This is a genomic window from Thalassotalea loyana (assembly GCF_030161435.1).
GTDB classification, from domain to species: Bacteria; Pseudomonadota; Gammaproteobacteria; order Enterobacterales; family Alteromonadaceae; genus Thalassotalea_G; species Thalassotalea_G loyana.
Genome location: NZ_BSSV01000002.1, coordinates 139,166 through 165,588, shown reverse-complemented (window position 1 = coordinate 165,588; position 26,423 = coordinate 139,166). Strand labels below are relative to the sequence as shown.

The 26,423-nt window shown below is 40.1% G+C and carries 26 protein-coding genes; 20 read left to right on the top strand and 6 right to left on the bottom strand.

Annotated elements, in window-relative coordinates; translation table 11 throughout:
- Nucleotides 1-10: 10 nt before the first annotated feature.
- Nucleotides 11-1,345 carry a M24 family metallopeptidase gene (locus QQK05_RS05875; protein ID WP_284296622.1) on the top strand — a complete coding sequence of 445 codons (1,335 nt, stop codon included), beginning with the start codon at nucleotides 11-13 and terminating at the stop codon, nucleotides 1,343-1,345.
- A 68-nt stretch (nucleotides 1,346-1,413) separates the two neighbouring features.
- Here the strand turns inward: QQK05_RS05875 and suhB are convergent, their stop codons facing one another.
- A complete protein-coding gene (suhB, locus tag QQK05_RS05870) occupies nucleotides 1,414-2,217 on the bottom strand; it encodes an inositol-1-monophosphatase (RefSeq protein ID WP_284296621.1) in 804 nt (267 codons plus the stop codon).
- Nucleotides 2,218-2,516: 299 nt separating this feature from the next.
- On the opposite strand from suhB, the gene trmJ reads away from it, so the two are divergent.
- The 9 genes from trmJ to fdx all read left to right on the top strand — a co-directional run bounded on the left by trmJ (nucleotide 2,517) and on the right by fdx (nucleotide 9,555).
- Entirely contained in the window at nucleotides 2,517-3,269 is a 753-nt protein-coding gene (gene trmJ / locus QQK05_RS05865) for a tRNA (cytosine(32)/uridine(32)-2'-O)-methyltransferase TrmJ (RefSeq protein WP_284296620.1), read from the top strand.
- 28 nt (nucleotides 3,270-3,297) lie between these two features.
- On the top strand, nucleotides 3,298-4,104 hold the full coding sequence (cysE, locus tag QQK05_RS05860) for a serine O-acetyltransferase (RefSeq protein ID WP_284296619.1): 807 nt from the start codon (nucleotides 3,298-3,300) through the stop codon (nucleotides 4,102-4,104).
- 149 nt (nucleotides 4,105-4,253) lie between these two features.
- Nucleotides 4,254-4,757 carry a Fe-S cluster assembly transcriptional regulator IscR gene (gene iscR, locus QQK05_RS05855; RefSeq protein WP_284296618.1) on the top strand — a complete coding sequence of 168 codons (504 nt, stop codon included), beginning with the start codon at nucleotides 4,254-4,256 and terminating at the stop codon, nucleotides 4,755-4,757.
- A 38-nt stretch (nucleotides 4,758-4,795) separates the two neighbouring features.
- On the top strand, nucleotides 4,796-6,010 hold the full coding sequence (locus QQK05_RS05850; RefSeq protein WP_284296617.1) for an IscS subfamily cysteine desulfurase: 1,215 nt from the start codon (nucleotides 4,796-4,798) through the stop codon (nucleotides 6,008-6,010).
- Between the two features lie 26 nt (nucleotides 6,011-6,036).
- Nucleotides 6,037-6,420: a Fe-S cluster assembly scaffold IscU gene (iscU, locus tag QQK05_RS05845; protein WP_284296616.1), complete on the top strand. Its 384-nt coding sequence runs from the start codon at nucleotides 6,037-6,039 to the stop codon at nucleotides 6,418-6,420.
- Nucleotides 6,421-6,426: 6 nt separating this feature from the next.
- A complete protein-coding gene (iscA, locus tag QQK05_RS05840) occupies nucleotides 6,427-6,750 on the top strand; it encodes an iron-sulfur cluster assembly protein IscA (protein WP_284296615.1) in 324 nt (107 codons plus the stop codon).
- A 29-nt stretch (nucleotides 6,751-6,779) separates the two neighbouring features.
- Nucleotides 6,780-7,307 carry a co-chaperone HscB gene (gene hscB / locus QQK05_RS05835; protein WP_284296614.1) on the top strand — a complete coding sequence of 176 codons (528 nt, stop codon included), beginning with the start codon at nucleotides 6,780-6,782 and terminating at the stop codon, nucleotides 7,305-7,307.
- Nucleotides 7,308-7,338: 31 nt separating this feature from the next.
- Nucleotides 7,339-9,213, top strand: coding sequence for a Fe-S protein assembly chaperone HscA (hscA, locus tag QQK05_RS05830; RefSeq protein ID WP_284296613.1), 1,875 nt, complete (start codon nucleotides 7,339-7,341; stop codon nucleotides 9,211-9,213).
- Between the two features lie 3 nt (nucleotides 9,214-9,216).
- Nucleotides 9,217-9,555, top strand: a complete 339-nt coding sequence (gene fdx, locus QQK05_RS05825; RefSeq protein ID WP_284296612.1) for an ISC system 2Fe-2S type ferredoxin — start codon at nucleotides 9,217-9,219, stop codon at nucleotides 9,553-9,555.
- A gap of 63 nt (nucleotides 9,556-9,618) precedes the next feature.
- On the opposite strand, the gene yiaA is transcribed toward fdx, so the two are convergent.
- Nucleotides 9,619-10,011, bottom strand: coding sequence for an inner membrane protein YiaA (yiaA, locus tag QQK05_RS05820; protein WP_284296610.1), 393 nt, complete (start codon nucleotides 10,009-10,011; stop codon nucleotides 9,619-9,621).
- 146 nt (nucleotides 10,012-10,157) lie between these two features.
- Nucleotides 10,158-10,901, bottom strand: a complete 744-nt coding sequence (locus QQK05_RS05815; RefSeq protein WP_284296609.1) for a helix-turn-helix domain-containing protein — start codon at nucleotides 10,899-10,901, stop codon at nucleotides 10,158-10,160.
- Between the two features lie 127 nt (nucleotides 10,902-11,028).
- Between QQK05_RS05815 and QQK05_RS05810 the strand changes: the two genes are divergently transcribed.
- Both QQK05_RS05810 and QQK05_RS05805 read left to right on the top strand, forming a co-directional pair.
- Nucleotides 11,029-11,382: a hypothetical protein gene (locus QQK05_RS05810; RefSeq protein WP_284296608.1), complete on the top strand. Its 354-nt coding sequence runs from the start codon at nucleotides 11,029-11,031 to the stop codon at nucleotides 11,380-11,382.
- 42 nt (nucleotides 11,383-11,424) lie between these two features.
- A complete protein-coding gene (locus QQK05_RS05805) occupies nucleotides 11,425-12,207 on the top strand; it encodes a DUF2145 domain-containing protein (RefSeq protein WP_284296607.1) in 783 nt (260 codons plus the stop codon).
- Nucleotides 12,208-12,291: 84 nt separating this feature from the next.
- Here QQK05_RS05805 and QQK05_RS05800 read toward each other — a convergent pair whose 3' ends face one another.
- Nucleotides 12,292-12,666 (bottom strand): YybH family protein, encoded by a 375-nt coding sequence (locus QQK05_RS05800; protein WP_284296606.1) that lies wholly within the window; start codon nucleotides 12,664-12,666, stop codon nucleotides 12,292-12,294.
- A 110-nt stretch (nucleotides 12,667-12,776) separates the two neighbouring features.
- Between QQK05_RS05800 and QQK05_RS05795 the strand changes: the two genes are divergently transcribed.
- Together QQK05_RS05795 and QQK05_RS05790 are read left to right on the top strand one after the other, a co-directional pair.
- The gene (locus QQK05_RS05795; RefSeq protein ID WP_284296605.1) at nucleotides 12,777-13,634 is read left to right on the top strand and encodes a LysR family transcriptional regulator; all 858 of its coding nucleotides are present in this window, start codon (nucleotides 12,777-12,779) and stop codon (nucleotides 13,632-13,634) included.
- A 298-nt stretch (nucleotides 13,635-13,932) separates the two neighbouring features.
- Nucleotides 13,933-15,744, top strand: a complete 1,812-nt coding sequence (locus QQK05_RS05790; RefSeq protein WP_284296604.1) for a transcriptional regulator — start codon at nucleotides 13,933-13,935, stop codon at nucleotides 15,742-15,744.
- Nucleotides 15,745-15,776: 32 nt separating this feature from the next.
- Here QQK05_RS05790 and QQK05_RS05785 read toward each other — a convergent pair whose 3' ends face one another.
- On the bottom strand, nucleotides 15,777-17,495 hold the full coding sequence (locus tag QQK05_RS05785) for an SUMF1/EgtB/PvdO family nonheme iron enzyme (protein ID WP_284296603.1): 1,719 nt from the start codon (nucleotides 17,493-17,495) through the stop codon (nucleotides 15,777-15,779).
- Nucleotides 17,496-17,901: 406 nt separating this feature from the next.
- On the opposite strand from QQK05_RS05785, the gene QQK05_RS05780 reads away from it, so the two are divergent.
- Nucleotides 17,902-18,663 (top strand): substrate-binding periplasmic protein, encoded by a 762-nt coding sequence (locus QQK05_RS05780; protein ID WP_284296602.1) that lies wholly within the window; start codon nucleotides 17,902-17,904, stop codon nucleotides 18,661-18,663.
- Nucleotides 18,664-18,704: 41 nt separating this feature from the next.
- On the opposite strand, the gene QQK05_RS05775 is transcribed toward QQK05_RS05780, so the two are convergent.
- On the bottom strand, nucleotides 18,705-19,499 hold the full coding sequence (locus tag QQK05_RS05775) for a hypothetical protein (RefSeq protein ID WP_284296601.1): 795 nt from the start codon (nucleotides 19,497-19,499) through the stop codon (nucleotides 18,705-18,707).
- Between the two features lie 229 nt (nucleotides 19,500-19,728).
- On the opposite strand from QQK05_RS05775, the gene QQK05_RS05770 reads away from it, so the two are divergent.
- The 5 genes from QQK05_RS05770 (at nucleotide 19,729) to QQK05_RS05750 (ending at nucleotide 26,401) form a co-directional block, all read left to right on the top strand.
- Nucleotides 19,729-21,387, top strand: a complete 1,659-nt coding sequence (locus QQK05_RS05770) for a GGDEF domain-containing protein (protein WP_284296599.1) — start codon at nucleotides 19,729-19,731, stop codon at nucleotides 21,385-21,387.
- A 75-nt stretch (nucleotides 21,388-21,462) separates the two neighbouring features.
- Nucleotides 21,463-22,275 (top strand): MipA/OmpV family protein, encoded by an 813-nt coding sequence (locus tag QQK05_RS05765; RefSeq protein ID WP_284296598.1) that lies wholly within the window; start codon nucleotides 21,463-21,465, stop codon nucleotides 22,273-22,275.
- 124 nt (nucleotides 22,276-22,399) lie between these two features.
- The gene (locus QQK05_RS05760) at nucleotides 22,400-23,326 is read left to right on the top strand and encodes an AAA family ATPase (RefSeq protein ID WP_284296597.1); all 927 of its coding nucleotides are present in this window, start codon (nucleotides 22,400-22,402) and stop codon (nucleotides 23,324-23,326) included.
- Between the two features lie 4 nt (nucleotides 23,327-23,330).
- A complete protein-coding gene (locus tag QQK05_RS05755; protein WP_284296595.1) occupies nucleotides 23,331-24,287 on the top strand; it encodes a DUF58 domain-containing protein in 957 nt (318 codons plus the stop codon).
- Nucleotides 24,288-24,289: 2 nt separating this feature from the next.
- Nucleotides 24,290-26,401 (top strand): transglutaminase family protein, encoded by a 2,112-nt coding sequence (locus QQK05_RS05750; protein WP_284296594.1) that lies wholly within the window; start codon nucleotides 24,290-24,292, stop codon nucleotides 26,399-26,401.
- Nucleotides 26,402-26,423: the final 22 nt, after the last annotated feature.

The window sequence follows — 26,423 nt, the reverse complement described above, 5'->3', positions numbered from 1 at the left end:
GGGAGTAATCATGCTTGCATGGAATAAAAAAAACCTTTTTGTCTTATTTCTTGTTGCTGTAACGAGTTTTGAAGCGCTGGCTAATTGGCAACCTCTGCCACTACGGGAACGAGCGCAGGTGATCGATAGTATAACCGAGCAGCGAATTAAGGCATTGTTACCGTCTCTAATGACAGAGCACGGTGTAGATATGTGGCTGATTATCTCACGAGAGTATAATGAAGATCCCGTTATAAAAACCATACTTCCCGCAACGTGGCATTCAGCAAGGCGTAGAACAATACTTGCCTTTATTAATACGCCAAATGATGGTGTCAAAGCACTAGCGATTGCACCTTATAAAGTGGGAAACACGTTTGAACGAGCCTGGGATAAAAAAGCTCAACCGAATCAATGGCAAGCGCTCGTTGACATTATTGAGCACTATAAACCTCGTAATATCGCACTGAATGAATCGGAGCACTGGGGGCATGCCGATGGCCTGAATGTTACCGACAAACGTGAGTTTATTGAGGCATTACCGCAGCTTTACCACCATAAATTAGTCAGTGCTGAGCCGTTAGCGATCGCGTGGCTTGAAACGCGTATCGCTCCAGAAGTAAAAATACTCGATGAGTTGGTTGCTAAAGCACATGATATCATTGCTGAAGGCTTTTCAAGCCAGACAATTACCGTGGGCGAAACTACGACGCAAGATTTGCAATGGTGGTTTAGAGAAAAAGTATTATCGTTAAATCTGCAAACATGGTTTCATCCTTCAGTATCAATCCAGCGAAGCGACAAGGTTAAGTTCGATCATGAAGATAGTTTTACAAATGGCTATGGTGATCAAGTCATTCAACCTGGTGATTTGTTGCATGTTGATTTTGGGTTAACTTATTTAAGAATGAATACAGATACTCAGCAACACGCCTATGTACTGAAAGAGGGCGAGACTAAAGCACCAAATTATTTGATAAATGCGCTGCAAAAAGCCAATGTATTACAAGATATTCTAACGGGTGAATTTGAAAAAGAGCGCACGGGTAACGCAGTGCTAAAAGCCTCGTTAGCTAATGCAAAGGCAAAAGGCTTAAAGCCAACTATTTACACCCACCCTTTAGGGTTTCATGGCCATGGCGCAGGCACAACGATTGGGATGTGGGATAAACAAAGCGGTGTAGTCGGCACTGGAGATTACCCGCTTCATTACAACACAGCTTATTCAATTGAATTAAACAACGCTATTTATATTAATGCCTGGCAGAAAGAGATTCGTATCATGCTAGAAGAGGATGCTTATTTTGATAAGTCTGGTATACGTTATTTTGATGGTCGGCAAACAGAGCTATTATTGGTTCGGTAGTAGCAATAGTAAAGGAAAATAAAAAAGGGAGCATTCTGCTCCCTTTTTTATTAGTAACTGTTCACAGATTATTTTTTCATTGCATCTGTTAGGTGTGGACGAATATCCGATACCATTTCTTTCAATACTTTTGCGCTACTTGCTACGATGTTGCCAGATTGAGCGTGTGTTAAACCACCATTTACGTCTGTTACCAAGCCACCAGCTTCAATAACTAATAATTCGCCAGCAGCTGTATCCCATGGCTTTAAACCTAACTCAAAGTAGCCATCAACACGACCTGATGCGACGTAAGCTAAATCTAATGCCGCTGAACCTGCGCGTCGCATGTCGGCACATTTGCTGAACATTGTTTTAAACATTTCCATGTAATTGTCTAAATGGAATTTTTGCTTGAATGGGAAGCCAGTTGCAACAATTGAACCGGTTAATTCTTTTGAGTTCTTCACTCGGATTCTAAAACCGTTAAGCTGAGCGCCTTTACCACGACTTGCAGTGAAAAGCTCACCACGAATTGGATCGAATACAACGGCTTGGTCTAATTTGCCTTTTACTTTAAGCGCGATTGAAACCGCAAAATGAGGGATGCCTTTTACAAAGTTTGTCGTACCATCGAGTGGGTCGATGATCCATTGGTAATCATTATCATCACCTTCAACAACACCACATTCTTCACTCACAATTGAATGAGTAGGGTATGCTTTTTTGATAATTTCGATAATCGCTTCTTCAGCTGCTTTATCAACGTTTGTAACAAAGTCATTTAAGCCTTTTGACGTTACTTCAACTTTGTCCTGTTGTTCGAAAGCACGAACAATCACATTTCCTGCAGCGCGCGCAGCACGTACAGCAATATTTAGCATCGGATGCATATAATCACCTATAAAATTTGTAAAACAGCATGTAAAAGAACAACGCAATAACGCCCTAAAATATCTTTAGCAGCGAAAGCGGCGCGCATTGTAGCAGAAAGAATTTAGATAATCGACCATCATTTTGTAACCAGTTGGTAGGTTTTTTGACGTTAGCAATGTTGTCTTATAAGTAAATCAACTAATTCAGAATGAATCGCCATAGTAAAAGAGAGGTAAAAAGGCTGATATTTTTTCACAACAGCGTTAAGGTTCTGTGGTAAAATGCTAATTAAGTTTAGCCATCTAGATAGTTATAAATGTCAAATTCATTATTAGATTCAGTTCGCATCGTTTTAGTAAACACTTCTGATTGTCGTAATATTGGTAGCGCAGCTCGCGCAATGAAAACTATGGGGTTGAAAAACCTAGTTTTAGTTGATCCAATAGAAATGCCAAATGGTCAGGCACAAGCTTTAGCCGCTGGAGCTACAGACGTATTAGCAGATTTAACGGTTGTTGATACATTAGAAGAAGCCGTAAAAGATTGTGGTTTAGTTGTTGGTACGAGTGCACGTTCACGTACGTTGCCATGGCCTATGTTAGAGCCACGTAACTGCGGTGAAAAAATGATAGAAGAAGCGCCGAAGTACCCTGTAGCGTTGGTATTTGGTCGTGAAAGTTCTGGTTTAACAAACGAAGAATTACAGCTATGTCATTTTCACGTGCAAATTCCAGCGAACCCAGAATATAGCTCCTTGAATTTAGCAATGGCAGTACAAACATTAAGTTATGAAGTACGTATGGCATTTTTAGCTCAAGAGAATGCGCAATATAAAAATGAGAACAATGATGAGGTCGAGTACCCGGTTGTCGAAGAGACTGAACGCATGTTTGAACACTTTGAACAAGCGTTAAAAGCAACCGGATTTATTGTCCCTAGCCACCCTGGCCTTGTTATGACCAAATTACGTCGCTTCTTGAATCGTGCTCGCCCAGATGTCAAAGAAGTAAAAATGATGCGTGGCATTTTAGCGTCAGTTGAAAAAGCTGCGAAGAAAAACGAACAATAGTAGGGTTATAGTCCCTTAAGGAAAAAATATGTTTAGTCGTATCAAAGAAGATATTAATAGTGTCTTTGATAGAGATCCCGCTGCAAGAACGGTATTTGAAGTATTAACCAATTATCCTGGTTTACATGCCGTATGGGTTCATAGACTAAGTCATAAACTCTGGAAATGGGACTTAAAGTGGTTAGCGAGAACGTTTTCGACTATCGCTCGCTGGCTAACAGGTGTTGAAATTCATCCTGGGGCAACGATTGGCCGTCGATTTTTCATAGACCATGGTATGGGCGTCGTGATCGGTGGTACTGCAGAAATTGGTGATGATGTGACGCTATACCAAGGGGTAACATTAGGTGGTACTTCATGGAAAGCGGGTAAACGCCATCCGACCTTAATGGATAACGTAGTCATTGGCGCAGGTGCTCAAGTACTTGGCCCTATTACTATTGGTAAGGGCGGTAAAGTGGGTTCTAACTCGGTTGTTGTAAAAGATGTTCCTGATAATATGACGGCCGTAGGTATACCAGGGAAGATTGTCAATCCAAACAAAGACAAGCAAACCAAACAGCGTGAGCAAGCCGCTGAGAAATTTGGTTTTGATGCATACGCAGTGTCAGCCGATAACCCAGATCCGGTTGCGAAAGCGATAGGACGCATGCTTGATCACATGCATTTAATGGACAATAAAGTCGCATCTTTATGTGAGGAAGTTAACCGTTTGGGTGGTGATGTGTGTCCAGAAGCTTTACCGGAGCTTAGAGTCGGCGAGTTTGTTGAAGATGAGAAGCAAGCCGCGAAGCGACGTCAAAGCATTGTTGATGAATTTGATCCTCAAATATAATATGCCAAAAAATAATACTTGATTAATTTAGTCAAGTATTGACCTTTCATAATTTCATCTCTAAAATACCTGAGTAAATAACTCGGGTATTTGTTTGACTAATTTACTAGGATATATATAATTGCGCGGCAATTTACTAAAGGCAAATTATGAAACTGACTTCTAAAGGGCGTTACGCCGTTACAGCCATGCTTGATGTCGCTATCCACGCGTCCTCTGGGCCTGTGCCTTTGGCGGATATATCTGAACGCCAAGGAATCTCACTTTCCTACTTAGAACAGTTGTTTTCGCGTTTAAGAAAACACGGATTAGTTAACAGCGTCAGAGGCCCTGGCGGTGGATATAAATTAGGAAAATGCTCAGCACAAATTGCTGTCGCTGATGTGATCAGTGCGGTTGATGAAAGCGTAGATGCTACTAAGTGTTTAGGCCAAGGTAACTGCCAAGGAGGTCACCAATGCTTAACACACACATTATGGTCTGATTTAAGCAATCGAATCGAAGAATTTTTACAAGGCATCACTTTGTCAGAGCTCGTAGAACAAAGAGATGTTAAATCTGTTTCAAAACGTCAAGATGAGCAGCATGAGCAAATGCAAGAAAACTCACATAAGTCGGTAATTGAAACAAAAAATATTATTCACAACTGGTAATTAAACCTGCGTGAAATTAGTTTGGAGAAAGTTAGTCAATGAAGCTTCCTATTTATCTTGATTATTCAGCAACCACGCCTGTTGACAAACGCGTTGCCGAAAAAATGATGCAGTATATGACCACCGACGGTTTTTATGGAAACCCAGCTTCTCGTTCTCATAAGTTTGGTTGGCAAGCAGAAGAAGCGGTTGATATTGCACGTAACCAAATTGCAGATCTTATCAATGCAGATCCACGTGAAATAGTTATTACGTCAGGTGCTACTGAATCAGACAACTTAGCAATCAAAGGCGCAGCTAACTTTTACAGTAAAAAAGGTAAGCACATTATTACCTGCAAAACTGAACATAAAGCAGTGTTAGACACTTGTCGTGAATTAGAGCGCCAAGGTTTTGAAGTAACGTATTTAGACCCAGAAGCGAACGGCTTAATTGATTTAACTAAGCTTGAAGCGGCGATGCGCGATGACACAGTACTTGTTTCTATCATGCATTTGAACAATGAAATCGGTGTTATTCAAGACATCAATGAGATTGGCGAATTATGTCGTAGTCGCAAAATCGTATTTCACGTTGACGCTGCACAATCTGTTGGCAAGATTCCAGTAGACGTACAAGCAACGAAAGTCGACTTACTTTCGATTTCAGCACACAAAATGTATGGTCCAAAAGGTATTGGTGCATTGTACGTGCGTCGTAAGCCACGTATTCGTTTAGAGTCGCAAATGCACGGTGGTGGCCATGAGCGCGGTATGCGCAGTGGTACTTTAGCAACACACCAAATCGTTGGTTTCGGTGAAGCATGTCGTATCGCGAAAGAAGAAATGGCACAAGATTTAGCTCATGTGACAGCAATGCGTGACCGTTTATGGAACGGCATTAAAGACATGGAACAAGTATTTGTGAACGGTGACTTTGATAAACGTTATGCAGGTAACTTAAATGTTAGCTTCAACTTTGTTGAAGGTGAGTCGCTAATTATGGCGCTTAAAGATTTAGCCGTTTCATCTGGTTCTGCATGTACATCTGCAAGTTTAGAACCTTCGTATGTATTACGAGCGTTAGGTTTAAATGATGAGTTAGCACACAGCTCTATTCGTTTTAGTTTTGGTCGATTCACGACTGAAGAAGAAATTGATTACGCTATTGACTTAATTCAAAGATCAATCGGTCATTTACGTGAAATGTCACCGCTTTGGGAAATGTTCCAAGATGGTGTTGATTTAGATTCAGTTGAGTGGGTAGCGCACTAATCCATTAGTGCATTGAGGAGAATATTATGGCGTACAGCGAAAAAGTAATTGATCACTATGAGAACCCACGTAACGTTGGTTCTATGGATAAAAACGATCCACAAGTTGCAACAGGCATGGTGGGTGCACCAGCGTGTGGTGACGTAATGAAACTTCAATTAAAAATTACCGACGAAGGTATTATTGAAGACGCAAAATTCAAAACATATGGTTGTGGTAGTGCAATCGCTTCAAGTTCACTTGTTACTGAGTGGGTTAAAGGCAAGTCAATTGAAGAAGCTGCTGAAATTAAGAACACAGCGATTGCTGAAGAGTTAGCATTACCTCCAGTAAAAATTCACTGTTCAATTTTAGCTGAAGATGCAATCAAAGCAGCAATCGACGACTACCAAGCGAAGCAAAAAGGTTAAGCTACAATGGCAGTAACCATGACACCAGCGGCTAACGAGCGAGTTAGTACGTTTTTAGCAAACCGAGGTAAAGGCCTTGGTTTGCGCCTTGGTATCAAGACCACAGGCTGTTCAGGCTTAGCATACGTACTAGAGTTCGTAGATACGTTAAATGAAGATGATGAACTTTATACTATTGATGGTGTAAATATCATTATTGACGCGAAAAGCTTGGTACATCTTGCAGGTACAGAATTAGACTTTGTCAAAGAAGGATTAAACGAAGGTTTCAAATTCACCAACCCTAACGCAAAAGGCGAGTGTGGTTGTGGTGAAAGTTTCAACGTATAATCAGCCTTTTACCAAAACGTGGAGTTAACTTGAATTATTTTGAGTTATTTGGTTTAACACCAAGTTTTACCCTTGATGAAAAACAACTCGCTGATGTTTTTCAACGCCTTCAAAAATCTATGCACCCTGATAAGTTCGCTCATGCTTCACAGCAGGAGCAACTATTAGCGGTGCAAAAATCTTCCATGATCAATGATGCTTATCAGACACTTAAAGTTCCACTCGCGAGAGCGCAGTATATGCTTGAGCTTCGTGGTGTTGAGATGCCAGATGAGCAAAGTACATTTAAAGACACCATGTTTTTAATGCGTCAAATGGAACTGCGTGAGTTACTTGAAGATGTCAAGCACGCGAGTGACCCAGATGATGCACTTTTTGCTGCTAGCCAAGAATTAGATAGTGAATATCAATCGCTATTTACTGAGATGCAAGTACAAATAGCGAGCCAAACTGATGAAGACAATCTTGCTGCTTCTGAAAGTTTACGAAAATTAAAATTTTACCAAAAACTACAAATTGAACTTGATCGCATTGAAGATCAACTTTTCGATATGTAGTTGATACTAGATTGTTACACCGAGCCCCATTATGGCCTTATTACAAATTGCAGAACCTGGACAAAGTACTGTTCCTCATGAGCACCGTTTAGCTGCCGGGATTGATTTAGGTACAACTAATTCTCTTGTCGCCAGCGTTCAAAGTGGTCTACCAAAAACTCTCACCGATGCTGATGGCACGGATATTGTTCCATCGATTGTTAGCTATCAAGAAAATGAAGTACTTGTTGGCGCAGCTGCTCAAGCAAAAAGTATTGCCGATCCGCAAAATACGATTGTTTCGGCGAAACGTTTAATTGGCCGCGGTTTGAGTGATATTCAAGCTAAATACCCGTCTCTGCCTTATGAGTTTGGGGGCAAGGAAAATCATCCGACACTGATTACGCGTAAAGGTGAAGTTGATCCCGTTCAGGTTTCTAGCGAGATTCTTAAGACTCTGTCAGCACGTGCTGAAGCATCATTAGGTGGTGAGCTTGAGGGGGTTGTTATTACCGTACCTGCTTATTTTGATGACGCACAACGTCAAAGTACAAAAGATGCAGCAAAGCTTGCGGGTTTAAATGTTTTACGATTATTGAATGAGCCGACAGCTGCAGCCGTTGCTTATGGATTAGATACTGCTCATGATGGCCACACTGACGGCGTGATTGCTGTTTATGACTTGGGTGGTGGTACGTTTGATATTTCGATTTTACGTCTTAATAAAGGCGTCTTTGAGGTCTTGGCTACCGGCGGAGACTCAGCGCTAGGTGGTGATGATTTCGATGTTGCACTTGCTGAACATTTAATCGATAAAGCTGGTTTAGCTCGTCCGCTTTCTCCATCAATGGAGCGCCAGTTAGCTGTTCAAGCTAGAGCGCTGAAAGAGGCGTTAACAAATGCAAATGACGCGCTAGTCGAATTAACGTTAGACAATGGCTCTAATTGGCAAGAAACAATCTCAAAAGCGACATTTGAAGCACTTATTTCATCGCTTGTTACCAAAACACTTCGTGCATGTCGCCGAGCATTAAAAGATGCTGGCTTATCAACGGACATGGTTGAAGAGGTAGTCATGGTTGGCGGTTCAACGCGTGTGCCTTTAGTGCGTGCTGAAGTAGAAAAATACTTTAAGAAAGCCCCGTTAACATCAATTGACCCAGATAAAGTTGTTGCCATTGGTGCAGCTATTCAAGCTGATGTCTTAGTTGGTAACAAGCCTGATTCAGACATGTTGTTGCTCGACGTCATTCCTTTATCACTTGGTTTAGAAACAATGGGTGGTTTGGTAGAGAAAGTTATCGATCGTAATACCACAATCCCTGTTGCAAAAGCGCAAGAGTTTACCACATTCAAAGATGGTCAAACGGCGATGGCAATTCACGTTTTGCAAGGTGAGCGAGAATTAGTTGATGATTGTCGTTCTTTAGCGCGTTTTGAATTACGCGATATTCCGCCAATGGCTGCTGGTGCAGCGCATATTCGCGTGACTTTTAAAGTTGATGCTGATGGCTTGTTAGAAGTGAGTGCAATGGAAAAATCAACAGGCGTTGAATCGTCGATTGTTGTAAAACCATCATTTGGTCTTGAAGAGACTCAAATTGCACAAATGCTCAAAGACTCAATGTCAAACGCAAAAGCGGATATCGAAGCACGTATGCTTAAAGAGCAACAAGTTGAAGCAGCACGAGTTATTGAAGCCATTGAATCAGCACTAGAAGCCGATTCAAAGCTACTATCTGCAACAGAGCTTGCGGACATTAAACAAGCAATTAGCCAGCTAGCAACAATTAGCCAAGGTAGTGATACTGATGCAATTGAAGCAGCGATAGAACAAGTTAACCAACAAACGGCAACGTTTGCCGAGCGTCGTATGGATTCTTCTATTAGAACGGCGCTTTCAGGTCATTCAGTCGACGAGATTTAAACTATGCCACAAATTATATTTTTACCAAATGATGAGCTATGCCCAGACGGTGCGGTTGTACAAGCTGAAAAAGGCGAGAGTTTACTTGATGTAGCACTTAAAAATGATATTCATGTTGAGCATGCGTGTGAGAAAGTTTGTGCATGTACTACCTGTCACATGATTGTTCGTGAAGGTTTTGACTCACTAGAAGAGAGTGATGAGTTAGAAGACGATATGCTTGATAAAGCGTGGGGTTTAGAGCCTGAGTCTCGCCTTGGTTGTCAGGCAATTATAGAAGACGAAGACTTGGTTGTTGAGATTCCTAAATATACCGTGAATTTGGTGTCAGAGAATCACTAAAGTTTATTAGATTAAAAAAGGGAGTAACGTAAGTTACTCCCTTTTTTTTATTTAGTTTAGCGACTAAGCGCTTTGAATATCTCGAACATTCTTTTGCACTGTGATTGCAGCAAAGCCGCTTAGTAAGTAAGCCATAGCGTAGAACCCTTTTTCACTTAGCTGCAGATCTGCATTAACTAAGCCTATGGCGAGTAAAGCAACAGCGGCTGCTGATGATACCCAACACATAATGCTATAAGCTTTCGAAATTGTTTGTCCTTCCAGTTTATCGCGAACTGTTTTTTGAAGTGAGACGAATGAAAACAAGCCGAAAATCAAAATAGCGAAGTAATACCCTTTCTCATTTAGCTCCATCGTTGCATTCATCAAGCCAATAACAAAAGCACTAGTGCCCGCAATCAACATGGCAATACAAGTAATTACAAATGGTTTGGTTGGTTTGTTATTCATCATCATTCCTTAAAAGTTCGTTTGTTCAATCGTTGAATTAACGGTTTTAAGTATTGGGGGATGGTGTAAATAAGTAAACTCAATTGTTGAAAGGGTAGGTTTATTACACCAAAAGTTTATTAATAATAAACTTTTGGTTGTTAACTTATCCTTTATTCGGCTATCGGCCTTCTAAATTGTTCGAATAAAGATGGCTCCCAAGGGCGCATGGCAAATAACATCCCTGCATGAATTCGCTGTTCCAATGGTAAGCTACTATCTTCAATATTTAGCTCTGCCGCTTCTTTGGTTATTTGATTAAGTTTGCGCTGGATAACACCAATGGATGCTTGTGAATACCTGCCGCGTAAATAAAAGCGAAAACAATGCTCGCCATCAAAACTGCTCGCCATAAATCGATTTAACACTTCTTTTTCCATAAATCGTTCAAGTGGACCGTTTTTAATCCAACGAAAGTCCTGAGCAATAAGTAATTTATAGTTGTTATTAGGCAATAGCTGAATAAGTTTTATTTTATCTAGCTTAGCCATTAACTGAATGCATTCGTGAATATCTATGTCGTAGTGTTTAATGATTTCATCGAATGTCCAATAGTCTCGAACACAGACTGCGACCAATAAAAGTTTCGGGTTTTCAATCAGCTCTTGTTCTTGCTCCAAGGTTAACTCAGTGAGCTGTTGCTGTTGCTTCTCAGATAATGAAAAAAGGTCGGACAGGGTTAAATTGATCAGTTGGCAAATTTGCTCGAGTCGCTCTAGGGAGAAATTATTAGTGGCGAATATTCGTTTGATATTAGCTTCACTCATCTCTAGCGCTTCAGCAATCATTTTATAGGTAACGTTGTGCTGCTTTAACAAACGCTTTAGTGTGGTCGAAATTTGTTTGATTTGGCTCATGGTTCACCCTTGAAGTATCAATATTTAATACTTTAGGTTCTTTTAAACAATACATCAAATGCTTTAGTTTACATATTGTCTACGCCTTACTACCGTTAATACCGAATTTATTTGTTAAGGAATCAACATGAATACTTTATTAAAAACGATTTTTGTAGGTGTAATAGTAACGTCATTTAACGCGTTTTCAGAGCCTTCTTCAGAGCACGCAAGCCAGGCAAGTAAGCATTCTGCTTTAGCAATAGGTCATGGTTCTATTGCTAGCACTCAGGTAGCAAGTGCAGTGGTTGCTGTTCCGCTAATTGTTGGTGGCAGCGTTGCAGTTAGCGCAGGCCAAGCAAGTGTTGAGGTAGGCGATGGCTTATCAAAAGTTGTGACAAGTAAAACAGTAAAGAAACAAAAGCCAGTTGAGTTGGAAGTTACCGAAGTAACAATCACGATTGATCGTTCGCCAGCTGAAGCTATGAAGAAAGAGCAGTAATAACGGTACTTTAATTGTCAAATTGCAAACAGGATGAATGTAATGAAAAAGTTGTTAGTTAGCTTCTTATTTATGTTTACAAGTTGTATTGTAAATGCCGGTAGTCAACAAAATATCGAAGCAAAATTTGACCCACAGGAAATCGCCAAGTTTGCTAAAGATGTGGAAAAGTTCGCAGCTAAAAAAGGTGCTAGAGCTTTTATTATTGCCCGAATAGGGCAACCTAAAGATAAACTACCTAAAGGAATAGAGTTTACGCATACTGCGATAGCTGTTTATTCAGAAATTACCTTAGAGGATGGTACAAAGGCGAAGGGGTATGCTATTCACAACTTGTATCAAAGTGCACAAAATAGTGACACTAGCTCGTTGGTCACCGATTATCCTGTCGATTTTTTCTGGGGGGCACATGAATTAAAAGCAGGCATTATTATTCCAACACCTGAGTTACAAGCGAAAATTATTGAAGTGATCGCCTCGGGACAAAATGCGACGCTTCATAATGCTAACTATTCTCTCGTTGCTAACCCTTTTGATCAGAGATATCAAAATTGTACCGAGCATACACTAGATATTATTAACGCTGCTATTTATCAAACGTCTGATATGAAACGCCTAAAGCTGAATGCAAAGACTTATTTTGAACCACAAAGAGTTCATGTTAGCCGTTTTAAATTAACGATGGGAAGTATGTTCTCTAGTGGTATATCACTTAACGATCATAAGGGTAGTGTTAATACAGCCTCTTTTACGACGATAGCGCGTTATTTGGAACGCTATCAATTGGCTTCACCGAAAGTTATTTTTCACCCTGAAAATAGTTAATAACGTTAAGTGCTGTAAGGTAACACTGTTAACTCACTCTAATGATAAGGTAAAAGGCATTATAGTGCCTTTTACCATAGCAACTTAGCGTTCACCAAGTATTTCAAAATCATCACTGGCTAGTTTAGCAACTCCGTTTACATCTAATTTCCAGTGCTCCTTATGCACAACGCCGAATGCTTTATTCATCGTCCATTTGGACGTCAATAAGTAACTATTGTCATCTACCTGCTCCCAAGTGACATCAGTGTATGCTACTTCTTTATAACCTTGATTGATGATCTCCTGCCAAAATTTTTGAATGGCATTTTTGCCTTCAAAGGTGCCAAAAGGTTTAGCATGCATAATGCAACTATCATGATATTGTGCAGCGCATCCTTCTGCGTCTCCATTATTAAAGGCTTCTTGCCATGCTTTGATGCCCGCTTTGCAAGCGGCTAATAGTTCGGTTTGAGTCATTGTTTACTCCAATTGAATCCAACTTATAAACGTGGATTAAGTCTACTGCTATCAATTGCCCTGAAAAACAGTAATAATCAAAAGTACAGTTTAATTAATTAGAACAATAGATGAATAAATTAAGGCAGATGTCTATTTTTGCCCATATCGTTGATGAAGGATCGATTTCCGCTGCAGCTGACAAGTTATCGCTGTCAAAATCAGTGGTTAGTCAGCATTTGAAATCGCTAGAGACAGATCTAGGCACTGTGTTATTGAAACGAACGACACGCAGACAACTGTTAACTGAAGTAGGTAAAGCGTTTTATCATGAATGTCAAAAGCTCAATGCTATTGCGGATTTCGCCTGGAAAAAAGTGGGGGACTCGCAGCTTGAACCGCAAGGGAAAATTAGGATAACAGCACCTAATGTTCTGATGGACTCCATTATTTCCCCAATAATTGCCAAACTCATGGTGAAATACCCCAAACTCAAGCCTGAGCTCATTAGCGACGATCAGTACGTTGACCTAATGGAGCAGGATATTGATTTAGCTATACGCGTCGGTTATTCCAAGGACAGTAATTTAAAACAAAGACGAGTGGGCGGTTTTAGAGATATTCTTTGTGGTAATAAACCGCTAAGCAAAGAGGAAATTTTGGCGCTTCCATATATTGCAAACCAGTGGCAGGGACACTCAATAGAGCACAAATTTACTTCTGATAATGGTGATACTTTTACCTTGAGAAAAGACGTAGGTTGTCGAGTGAATTCATTTTACAGTTGCTTTTCCATGATTAGTGCTGGTGCAGGAATTGGTTTAATTCCTGATTTTTACCTTGAACAGAAAAGTCAGACGGTAATTGAGTTGTTACCTGGGATGCGATTACCTGAAAATCCTGTTTTTGCATTAACGCCTTATCATGATAGCTTACCAATTTCTGTGTCCCTCTGTATTGAGGAAATAAGGAAAAGACTAAAACATTAATAAGTTACGACGCCGACGGAAATGCAAAGAGAGTTGTGAAGCACTCAAATAACTATGTTTTAATGCACTAACGTATCGAAGCAAAAGCTACTTTCGGTTTCTTTTTTTCGTTTTAAAGTTAATAGTTGAAAACAGACATCTAATGTTTAATATGCTCATACACTTGCGAGTAAACCATTATGTTTTTTATTGTAAGTACGCAAACAAGGCGCAATAACTTTCGTCATCACGCATAAGGGTGAAAGGGCGTAAAAAAGGTTTTTGTTTGTCTTTATATTTTTAATATTTGGAATTGAGCATGCAGTATCGATTTAAAGGATTTGAATTTGATTGCCAGGAGTTACTGCTGGTTAAAAACGGCAGTGTCGTTAAGTTGAATGAAAAGGCGTTACAACTGTTGGCATTTTTTATCAAAAATAATGACACAATCCTCACAAAAGAAGTCATTTTAGATGCTGTTTGGCAAGATCGCGTAGTCACAGAACAGGTTGTTTTTCAAAATATCAGCCTATTACGCTCAACATTAGGCGACGATGTTTTGCAAACCTTTCCGAAGCGAGGGTATCAATGGCAGTGTCCGTTAGAGCAAGTCATATCCAAAGCTCCAGAAGAGTGCGCCGAGAATCCTGTTGAATTCTCTAGTACCAAGAACACGCATGCACTTATAAAAAAGCGATCAATCAATAAATGGGTAGTTATTACCGCCTTTGCTATCGCTATATTGGGTACAGCAGTAGGACTGCTAAATATCAAGGTGTCGGAAAGTCATTTGAGTCACAGTGTTCATCTTGTTGAGAAGCAGGATGTATATACGGCCGAACCCCTAACGAAAGCAAATGTTCTTGCAGATATCGATGTGCAAGCATTATTTGATTCGCCTTATACCGCATGGCAAGCCGCCATTTCAAATTCGTCTCAGTTGCTTGTTGGAAGTCGCTGGTATCCTTTGCCTGACGGTGGAGTATTAAGATTTCATATTCAAGGTGAAAACAGAGGTTGGCGTGATTACATTGAGAGCAAAACATACGCTGAAGCCTATGAACAGTTATCTTATCTCGTAGCTAAACTTTCTCAAACCCGCTACTTTAGACATCAAGACCGATATCAAAGTATTGCAGAGCTCGTTTTACTCTCATCAGATAAACCTTTTATGAATACGTTGATAGCTCGCCAGAAAATTATTCTGTTAACTCAATTAAAAGATCTACAACGTGCTCGGGTAATCGCTGAACAACAGCAGGATATGACGAACTCAAACCTACAGCATGGCCTGTTGTTGTTAGCGCTGGTGGATATCGACCAATTAGATGATTATTGGGATAGAGCAAATAGCAATAATGAACGTGCGATCACTATTTTTAGAATGCTAGCAATCCCGCATTTGGAAGCTGAGGCGTTAATAAAGTCATCGTGGGGACATTTAGTTGATCAAACGTTTTTGCAAGGAATGGATGCATTGAATCAAGCGGCTAGTATTGCTCGTACGTCAAAAGAGCCATTACTCGAAGTTAATGCCCGTTTAATTCAAGCATTTTTGGCTTCAAAAACGGGGAAAAATGACTTAATGCATACTCAGCAGAGTTTAGCTAGAGAGCTTATTAAACTTCATCAGATGCCAAAGGTGCACAATATCGCGTTAGCCTATAATCTGGCTTGGTCTGCTGTCAACGAAGATAAAGCGCTGTCGGGCTACCAGAATATTTTACGTCAACCCTATACACCACTTTATGAATCTCGATTTTACACTGCGGCTGAGTCTGTGAGAGATATGCTGATTGAGCAGCAATCTTGGGAAGAAGCGTTGCAAAGTATAAAGCCTTGGCAAAGGTTGTCATTTCAACTGCTAACAAAAGCCAAAGTTGCATATGCACAACAACTTGAGGAGGCTGAAACATATGCATTTGAGGCATTTCAAGAGGCATTGATAACCCGTGAAAGAATTGATGCATTAGACGCAGCGTTGTTGGTTTTAAGTGTAGGACAAAAAAATAGCCCCGCAGTGCATGAGTGCAGTGAATATATTGCTCAGCATGCGACGCGTCGCTGGAAAAAAATCAATAGAGATGTACTGCTTGAATTTAACTTGCCGTACTTAACACGGCTCAATTAAGCGCCGTGTTAACAAGGCTAAGAAGCGGGGACTTAAGATTGGATGAACGAAAAGTCTAACCAAACTAGGCTCCAATAATCAAAGCCCTCCCTTGTGATCGTCAACTGCAAATCATGAGTGCCTTCTTCAAGATATAATTGATGACGCTTCGATACCTTATCGTCGATATCTTTGGTGTAATCTATGTTGGCTAACAGCGCATTGTTTTGCCATACCTTAAAAAATCCCCCTGTTTGTAAGCTTCTACCACGATAATTCAATTGATACCAACCACTCTTCTCTACCTGTACTTTAAATTCTGCCGTAACCAAAGGCTGTTCTAATGATTTGTTTACTTTAGAAATATAATGTAATTCGGATTTCGTATCATTTGCTTTTCTATGTGCCAACCAGGCATTGTTAATTGATGATAGGTCACTCATTTCAAGTCGCCCTGGAATTGATACAATGGGGGGTTCTGTGCTTGAAACAGCGTTGCTTGGTAAACTAGACAGGTTTTTTGTTCGAGCGACAACAAGGTAACTTGCGCCTGTTGGCGGAAACTCAAGGTCTATTTTATGATGATTGGCATTCACAGAGGTTAATAAATCAAAAGTACGTTTGAAATATTGACCAATCAAATGTGCACGAGCAATTGACGACTGATAAATATCGTAGCTCACAACACGATTGTCGTGAGAGGGCTGCCAATGAAGTTCGCCTCGATTTTTATCATGTTTAATAATAAATACCTTTGACGGTGTGCTAGGTATTTTTTTTCTATTTATTAATCGTTCTGTTTGAGCGGTTTTTAAAGCGGTTTTTAACGCATTGTTTGCCATGTTGTTGTTGGCTTGATGACCATCGCTAGCTAAACGAAATCCAAGTAGCGCACCAGGGCCTGCGCCTTCTCGATCGTAACGTGAACGAGATTGATGAGGTTGCGGCGGAAAATGCCAAGTATTGCCACGGTGAGATACTTTGTCACATTGTGAAAGGTCAGCTTGTGCTGGCGTCAGTTCGCGGTAGCCATCGTAATAACATGTGGCAAGGTATTGCGAGACATTGCCAACAATATCGTAAAGTCCAAAAGGGTTTGGACGGTACAGCCCAACGATCGAAATATAGGGTTCACCATCATCACAATTTGCATGTTCAATGAAACCCTTGTAACTTGCACCGTATTGTTCAGAAGCAAAATACTCTCCTGAGTGATCAGCAAAGTTTCCGTACAAACAAGCTTGTGTCATTAATGGATCGTCACCCCAGAAAAACCTGCTTGTCGTGTTGCCTTTTGCTGCATACTCCCATTCTTGCTCGGTTGGCAGTCGGTAATTTATCCCAGTTTTTTTTGAAATCCAGTGAGCGTATGCAAGTGCGTCTTTAAACTCAATACAGGTAACGGGTTGGTATGGGCTTTTTAAATATCGATGGTCTTTCCAACTTGCTGTCCCTTCCGAGTTATGACCACCCAACCAGTTTTCGTCAATATGGTCGTTACAGGTAGGCGAAGGTGAATATCCTGTTGCCGCAGTAAATTGCATAAATTCTGTGACGGTAATTGGATATTGCCCTAGTTGAAATGCCTCTATTGAAACCTTTTTCATTGGCTTAGCATTAGCATCACCTGATTCGCTGCCCATAAAAAATTCACCAGCTGGTATATTTACCATTAAGGGTGGTGTGTGTTCATTGGCAGAGCTTCCCCCCGAGTATGATGCTAGTGATATGGCTAAACAAATAGCGTTAGATCTTAGAAAACGACGGTACATAAATTCTCCATTGAGTTATTGTTGTCACCACAGTACAACGGCATATTTTTGTCGTCCTAAATTAAATCTATTATTTATCTAAAATAAATATATATAACAATATCAATTGGTTACTTGGTTTTTTTGAGGTTGGGGAAGGAAAGGTGAAAAACCTTGGTAGTGCTTTAAAAAATAAAGTACATGAGATATCGAGTCACTAATAAGCGGTTGAATTATCGTTTTACTTGAAAAATGCTAGACATTATTCTTTCAGTTGATGTATGTTGATTACTAATCTACTTCGTTCTTTTCTCTTCACACCCACTTCAACTCTTGAATGAAATCTTGCTTTGGTCGACCAAGGGGGCAAAGCACTTATTACGTAACTCACCTCAGTAATTTAATAAACATAACATGGAGATATCGCATGCATTATTATGTTTATATTTTGACAGTACTTTTAGCCTTGTCATTGCCGCTAAGTGCAAAGGAAACTTTATTTGTTTGTACTGATGATGATAACTGGTTCCCTTATGTTTACCTTGAAAAAAAGCATAAAAACGAAGTCAAAGGAATTGTGGTTTCTTTAACTAAAGATATATTTAAACAGCTTGGTTATGAGGCTAAATACAGCGCATTTCCTTGGCTTAGGTGCATGGAAAAGTTAAAGAATGGCAGCGTTGACGTCGTTATTGCAGGAACATATACCCCAGAGCGAGCATCTTATGCACACTTCCCAAGTGACGCACATAAAATGGTGGACTCGGAATATGTTTTAGCTCGTGATCCATTTGTTGTTATCACACATCGAGATAATCATTTTATATACCGAGGCAATGACTCTGAGCTACCAAAGCCCTTAAGATCTCAATATGGATATAACATAACTAATCAATTGAAAAACTCAGGTTTGCCTGTTGAGGAGTATTACTCTAATAAATCAGCACTTGATGACTTGGTCAGGTCAAAAACTGGGAGTGTATTGATCAACCGCATGTCTGCAGACAATCTACTAGACGATCCAAAATATGGGAAGCATCTGCACTTTAATTCTACACCAGTGAGAGTAACTCCTTACTTTATTATGTTTTCAAAAAAGTCGAATAAAGTTGGGCTAAATCAACGAGAAGCGTTTTATCAACAAATCAAGGCGTGGCGGCTACAAACAGGCGCTGGTTATGTCTATTGATTTGACAGGGAGCCATGACACTTATGTCTCCCTTTTTATCGTTAAAGCTTTGATTTAATAGCATCGACTATCGGGTTAATAACGTCTTTGTCATCCCAATATTCGCCATGGCTATAAGGGTGCCAAGCATTTAACATATTTCCGACTGTCACTTCGTGATCTTCAACGAGCTCGTGATAATCAATGCCAAGTTGGCGAAGCGGCCAGCCTAGCACATCATCGGCGTCGTAATAGTTGTCCCATTTAAATTGTGGCGTAGGCTTACTGAAGGACTTTCTTTCTGTCAGTCCTGCACTGAACAGTGGAATATTGCAGCCCGTGGTAATTAGGTTTTCACAAGATGTTAACCGTTTGAAGTTTTGTTCATCTTCAGACCCCGTCAATGGAGTAGAAAATAAGTTTAGGTTTTTCTCTGCGTCCCATAGATAATTCGAAATGACTTGTCCTCCTAATGATTGTGCAATGATTATCACTGGTTTACAGCCACCAAGCTCTTGATAAGCACTTGAGAGTTTAGCTTCAATCTCCTGTTGTACCTCAATATATTTTGCTTTATTTCGATGAGCGCTGTAACCGATTGTTCCTGCATCACCAAAACCAAATAACAAAAATTTTCTAAGCTTTCGAAAGTCTAGATCATTCTTTGGGTTCGTTGTCATGTGCAACCACAATTCATCTTGGGGTGTTTGTAAAATTGGTGCGTATTGAATATTTTGAAACGAAACGCGTGACCAATCAGCGCCGAGCTTTTTGCTCAAGTTTGTTTCCAATTCTTCGAAATATTTCGGTTTTACTTCACCCATTCCATGCAGCGTTATTATTGCTATGTCCTTCATTATTAGCTTCCTATTCTAATTAGAGCCTGCAACAACAATTTTCATGCTGGGCAAACATCAAAATTACGACGATTTGTTGGAGAACTATAGACGACAAGAAAGTGATTGGACAAAAAGCTTTTGAATAATCAGATTTCATCAACCATATTTAAAGTTATACGAAAGATTGACGATACAGCTTGTTAGCCGCAGTGGCGGTTTTCATTTATTTATTAATTTGTTGGTTTATATGCGAGCATTTGCGGTTATTAATCATTTGTCTATCCCTCACTTTAAACATTGCTCTCAGCGATTTACATCAAGAGTAAGTCATTCTTTAATTTCATGTATTCTTTTAGCGTTTTTATCATTCTCAGTATACGCTGGGCCAGACGTTAGCCTTCAGTTAAAGTGGTTTCATCAATTTCAGTTTGCTGGTTATTATGCGGCGCAAAAAGAGGGTTACTATCAAGAAGAAGGTTTGAACGTCACGATTTACGAATTCGCTCAAGGTCGAGATAACGTAGACGCGGTTATTAACGGCGTTGTAGAGTTTTCTGTCGCTGACTCAAGTTTGGTTCAAACAAAACTAGCAGGTGAAGATGTTGTCGTACTGGCTGCGATATTCCAACAATCGCCATTAAGCTTGATGACACTCGATAAAGACGAGTTAGTCAGTCCATTAGACCTAATAGGCAAACGTGTCATGTTTCGTCGTGATGTAGATGATGCTGTGATAGCGGCGATGTTCTCGGAGCTAGGAATCGAGCCTGGGGATTATACCCACGTTCCACATACGTTTAATGATGATGAACTTATCAATGGTACTGTTGATGCCATGTCAGTCTATATCACTGATCAGCCTTATTATTACAAGCAACAAGGTTATCGAGTAAATCTTATTCAGCCATCTAATTATGGGATTGATTTCTATGGTGATTTACTCTTCACGAGTAAGCAGTTTTTGGAGGAAAACACAGAACAGGCACTCGCCTTTAGAAGAGCATCGATCAAAGGTTGGCAGTATGCGCTAGAAAACGACGAAGAGCTTATTGATTGGATGCTTGAAAATCTTCCAATGAATAAAACTAAAGCGCAGCTTCTTTATGAAGCGGAACAAACAAAGCGGATGATAAAGCCAAATTTAATTGAGCTTGGTACGTTAAACAAAAATCGTTTTCAACGTATTGCAGAGATTTATCAACATCGCAATAAAACAACGTCAAATGGAAATTTAGATCAGTTTTTGTTTACCGAAATCATCTCACCAGACGTCGATTACAAACGCATGGCATACATTTCATGGATTGTCCTGGCCTTGTTGAGCTTTTTGGTTCTCTCTTTTTGGGGGATCAACAAGCGGTTAATGGTTTTAGTTAGTCAACGTACTCGAGAGCTAGAAGAGTCTAAAAGGGCCTTGAAAAAGCTTGTAGTGACTGATGAGCTAACTGGACTGGGCAATCGACGAAAACTCAATCAGTTTTTTACCCAAGAAAAAGAGAAAGCAGCAAGATACGAGCGACCTCTTTCGATTATTTTGTTCGATATTGATCACTTTAAAGAGGTGAATGATAACTTTGGTCATCGGTTTGGTGATGACGTTTTGAAAGAAGTATCCAGGTTAGCTAAATCGCAAACGCGTGCCGCTGATTTGGTTGGCCGCTGGGGTGGTGAAGAGTTTTTAATCGTTTGCCCTGAAACCAATTTAATTGGTGCGAGCACGATGGCTGAGTTTTTAAGAGATACAATGCAACGACACAAGTTCCCTCAAGAATTAACGGTTACTGCGTCATTTGGTGTTGCTCAGTGGCATAAAGACGAAGATGCGGAAAGTTTGTTTGGCCGATGCGACGCGGCATTATACCAAGCGAAGGACAGTGGTAGAAACTGTGTAAAAACAAATAATTAAAATAATTGGTTAAAGTGAACTAAGTCAGGCAATATGACGTAGTCTACATCGATGTGATTCAAAAGGACTGTGCAAATGTTATCGGTTAAAAAGTTGTGTACTTGTAGTATTTTTCCTTTAGCGTTCCTAGCTGCTAGTGTTAATGCGAACGAAACCCCTCCTTCAAATGATTCAGTCAAAACTGACGAACGAGGTGAGGCGCGAGCAAGAATAGAGCCGAAAGGTTTTCTTTATGGTTTTGGATTAGGTATTAGCGGTGAGATTTATCAAGGATATGACCGCAGAGTGATTCCGCTTCCTATTCTTGGATATCGTGGAGACAATTTTGAAGTGCTTGGCCCGTTTGCAAGCTATGATGCATATTCGGCAGAAGGGTTTGATTTTAAACTGAATCTCGCGCCAAGATTTCAAGGCTTTGATGATGGTGATAGTGATGTGTTTATCGGCATGGAAGAGCGTGACTTTTCTATGGATGCTGGGTTCGGTATCGGTTATGAGCGAAATAACTGGAAAGTCGATGTCAATGCGATGTTTGATATTCTTGGTAAATCCAAAGGGCATGAGCTCGCTGCTAAAGTTGGTAAAGTTGTACGTTACGGTCCTGTTTTTGTTGAACCGCACGCACAAATTAGTTACTTAGATGATAAACACGTGGATTATTATTATGGTGTTAGAGCAAACGAAGCCACGAGTAATCGAAGTTTTTATCAAGGTGAAAATGCGGTGAATTATAGCCTTGGAGTTTCGGTGTCAACACCGATATTTTTTGATGGTTTTACGATGCTTGCATTAGATTATACTTGGTATGATGGCAGCATCACGGACAGCCCCATTGTCGATCAAGACACTAACTTAAATTTACGCTTATTGTACTCAGCATTCTTTTAAGTACACAAACCTCAAGCCTAGCTTCATGCTAGGCTTTTTATTTTTGAGCGTAATAATTGGGCTTTCATTGAACGCAATAACGTGTGATTATTTCTGCCTTTCCTGATTTATATTGTGAGGACACATGCCTAGAGAGTTAGCTAACCAGATTTTAACGCAAATGAACCGGCTTATTTTAGGAAAAGAGCATCAGGTTAAATTAGCGTTGACATGTTTATTGGCTAAAGGGCATTTGCTTATCGAAGACTTACCAGGGATGGGAAAGACCACGCTAGCACATGGTTTGGCCCAATCGTTGGGGATGAGCTATCAACGTATCCAATTTACAAGTGATTTACTTCCTGCCGATGTTGTAGGGCTTTCAATTTTCGATCAACAGACGCATAGCTTTACGTTACATAAAGGTCCTATTTTTAGCCAGTTGTTACTCGCGGATGAAATAAATCGTGCAAGCCCTAAAGCGCAGAGTGCTTTGCTTGAAGCGATGGAAGAGCACCAAGTGAGTATTGACGGACAAAGTCACCAATTGCCGGAACCGTTTTTCGTCATTGCAACGCAAAATCCTATTTTTCATGCTGGCACTTATCCTTTACCTGAATCACAGCTCGATCGCTTCATGATGAAAATCTCTATTGGTTTCCCAGATGCAGATGCTGAAAGAAAAATGTTGTTGGACACCACAACGAGGTTTGAGCAAGAAGCGCTGCCAGCAATTGTTGATGATAATCAGCTATTAGCAATAATGAACAACGTGCAAGAAATTCATTGTAGTGAGTCGGTTATTGATTATGTTATCAACCTTTGCCAGCATACTAGAAAAGAAGATTTTTCAGGTCAACCTTTATCTCCAAGGGCGAGTAAATCACTGATTAGTAGTGCAAAAGCTTGGGCATTTATTGAAGGAAGAGACCACGTAATACCTGATGATATTCAGGCCGTTTTTTCCTCGGTTACTGAACATAGAATAGGGCAGTTTAATACAACTAAATTAACTTCCGGGCAACAGAGTCTGGCACAACAAATTCTTAGCCAAGTGCCGGTAATAAGTTAGCTTGATGTTAAACTCATACGTTCAAACACGTCTTCAAAAGTGGCTTAAACAGAGGATTCCACCTGCTAAGCAACATGTGTTATCTAGCCAAAACATTTTTATCTTTCCCAGCTTTTTTGGCTTTGCTTATTTGTTCATGGTGTTGATTATCTTTTTACTCGGTACCAATTATCAAAATAACATTATCTTGATTTTTAGTTTCTTATTGGCAAGCTTATTTGTGACGGCAATGTTATTTAGTTTTCAGAACTTAAATCATATTGAAGTAAAGCTTCTTAACGAGCCACAGGGATTTGCTAACAAACTGAGTTATTTAAAGCTTGATGTAAGTAGCTTAAAACAACACCATAATTTGTTTTTATATGTCGAGCCAGAATCTCATCAAGGGGTGTTAATAGATATTACAAAAGCTCAAGGCGATACAGCACATCTAGTGCCAGTCCTACATGGCCAAAGAGGTGTTCAGACATTAGAGCGGTTGAGGGTGGAGTCGAATTTTCCGCTAGGTTTGTTTAAAACTTGGACTCGATTAAACATGGCGAGCCAGTTGATTACCTTTCCTGAACCCAAGTTGCCTGCGCAGACGCCACAAGCAAGGAGAGTCTTAGAGGGAGAGCACGACGGTCATAACGTTGCCATCGAGCAAAGTGGTGATTTTTATCAGTTAGAAAGTTATCAACCAGGGCAACCATTATCGAAAGTTGCCTGGAAGCATCTAGCCAAAACTCAACAATGGCTCTCAAGGTCGCATGCAAGCGCAACAATAGATGACCTTTGGCTGGACTATGAGCAAATGCCGAGTAGCCTACTGGAAGAAAAGTACTGTCAATTATGTGCACTTGTCCTAGAACACCATACGCTAAACCAAGCGTATGGCCTGCGATTACCTCAAAAGACAATCGAGATAGCTCAAGGTGAATCTCATCAGATTGCCTGTTTGATGGCACTCGCTAAGGCTTAAATATGGGGTGGTTTTCAAGAGCAAAAAGACAATCTATGGTGTTGCCAAAAGAGCTACAACTCGTCATGTTGTTGGTCGCTTTTGCTAACTTTGCGTTCCTTGCCAGCCAATTGTCTTCTTGGTTTGTTGTACTTGACGTTGTGATATTAGCAAATTACTACTTTGGTTTTTCTCGACCTAAATTAAGAAGGAAGGCTGTTGTTTTTGGTTTTACGTTACTCGGCATTATTACCTTAATTATTTTAAGTAAACCGCTAGGACTCATGCTAACCATGGTGAACTTATTGGTGTTCAGTCATGTAATGAAATTATATGAACAAAATATTCAGCGAGACTTTTATACCTTCAATTTGTTGAGTTTTATCGTCGTTGCTACGGCGATGCTTTTTTATCAATCATTGTGGTTTTTTATTCTGTTACTGCTGTTGCTGATTTTGAGCTTGATTCCATTGCTCTTATTCAACAAATATCAAACATCGGTACAGCAAAACAATGAAGTTGTTTCATTTGACTTGGTTAAAGCGCATACCGTGCTGTTAAGCAAAATGGTTTTGATATCAATTCCACTCGCAATATTCTTATTTTTCATTTTTCCTCGGTTACAGCCATTCGCCGCTATTCCTCAAGTAAAAATGGCAAAGACTGGGTTATCAGATGAAGTTTCTGTTGGCGACATCGGTCAGTTAGTTCGTTCGGATGAACTGGCATTTCAAGTTGAATTTGAGGAAGGGATAACGCCCAAAGCGCCAATGTATTGGCGAGCACTAGTCATGGAATATTTCGATGGTGTTACTTGGCAAAGTGCAGAAAAGAACCCTAAATTTTCAAATATATTTAGAAATAAAGACCGTTATTTATCATTTGTTGAGTCGCGCACTGAAAATATTGTTTATATCGGTGAAAGCATTAATTATCAGGTATATGTTAGGCCAAGCTATCAACAGTTTTTATTTGCGCTTGATGTTGCTCAGCCGAAATCAAGTGGAGTCTCGCTTTTAGCTGATAGAACGATTATTTCAGAAAAGCCTATTAGTCAAAAGTTCGCTTATGAGGTGACAAGTTATCCCAATTTAAAAATCGATAGCGAATTACCTGATTTAGTTAGTGCCATTAATTTAGCGATTCCAAGTGAAACAAATCCTAATTTGCAGGCTTATGCCCAAACAATTGTTAATAAATATCAAGGACAAAGCAATCAGCAGCAAATGGTGATTGATGACATATTAACCACATTTCGTGAGCAACCATATTATTACACCTTGAACCCACCGATATTAACTGGAGATCGCCTTGACCAGTTTTTCTTTGAGTCTAAAGCTGGTTTTTGTGTTCATTATGCGAGTACATTTACCTTCTTGATGCGGGCTGCTGGGATACCTGCAAGAATGGTCACAGGATATTTGGGCGGTGAGTATCATGAACAAGGTCAGTTTTTCTCAATAAGACAGAAAGATGCACATGCGTGGACTGAGGTATGGCTTGAAAATAGGGGGTGGGTGAGAATAGACCCGACAGCAGCCGTTAGTCCCGAACGGATTGAGCAAGGCATTGATGCCGCGTTACTGCAAGAGCAAGGCTTTTTAAATCAAGGCTTTTTCAATAATGTCAACTGGCTCAACGGTACGTTATTGCTGCGTATTCGTGGTACTTTTGAATTAATTGATTATCAGTGGACTAAATATATCGTCGGCTTCTCGTCGAAGAAACAATCAAGATTGTTACGACAGTTATTTGGTGACAAGCAATACTGGAAAGTCGGCTTGGCGATTGCTGGCGTACTGACAATTTTGTTTTTGTTTTTTTATCTATTTACCCAAGTAAATTGGCGTAGTCCTAAAAAGCCATTACATGTTGTTTACTATGAACGATTGCAAAAATATATGAAAAGGCAGGTCTTTTTAGCTGACTATCATAACGAACTCGAACAACCTGATATAACGGTGAGAGCCTATTGCCAGCGAATATCTGCAATTGAGCCTCGATATAAGTTAGTCTTACATGGATTTTTATCTGCTTTTGAAGCGATACAGTACCAACCGCTAACTGAACAACAGCGTGATAAAAAAAATGCTCAGTTACTGCAATTGTTGAAGCAGATAACTGAGCTAAAATGAGTGTTCTAGGGAGTATTTGCTA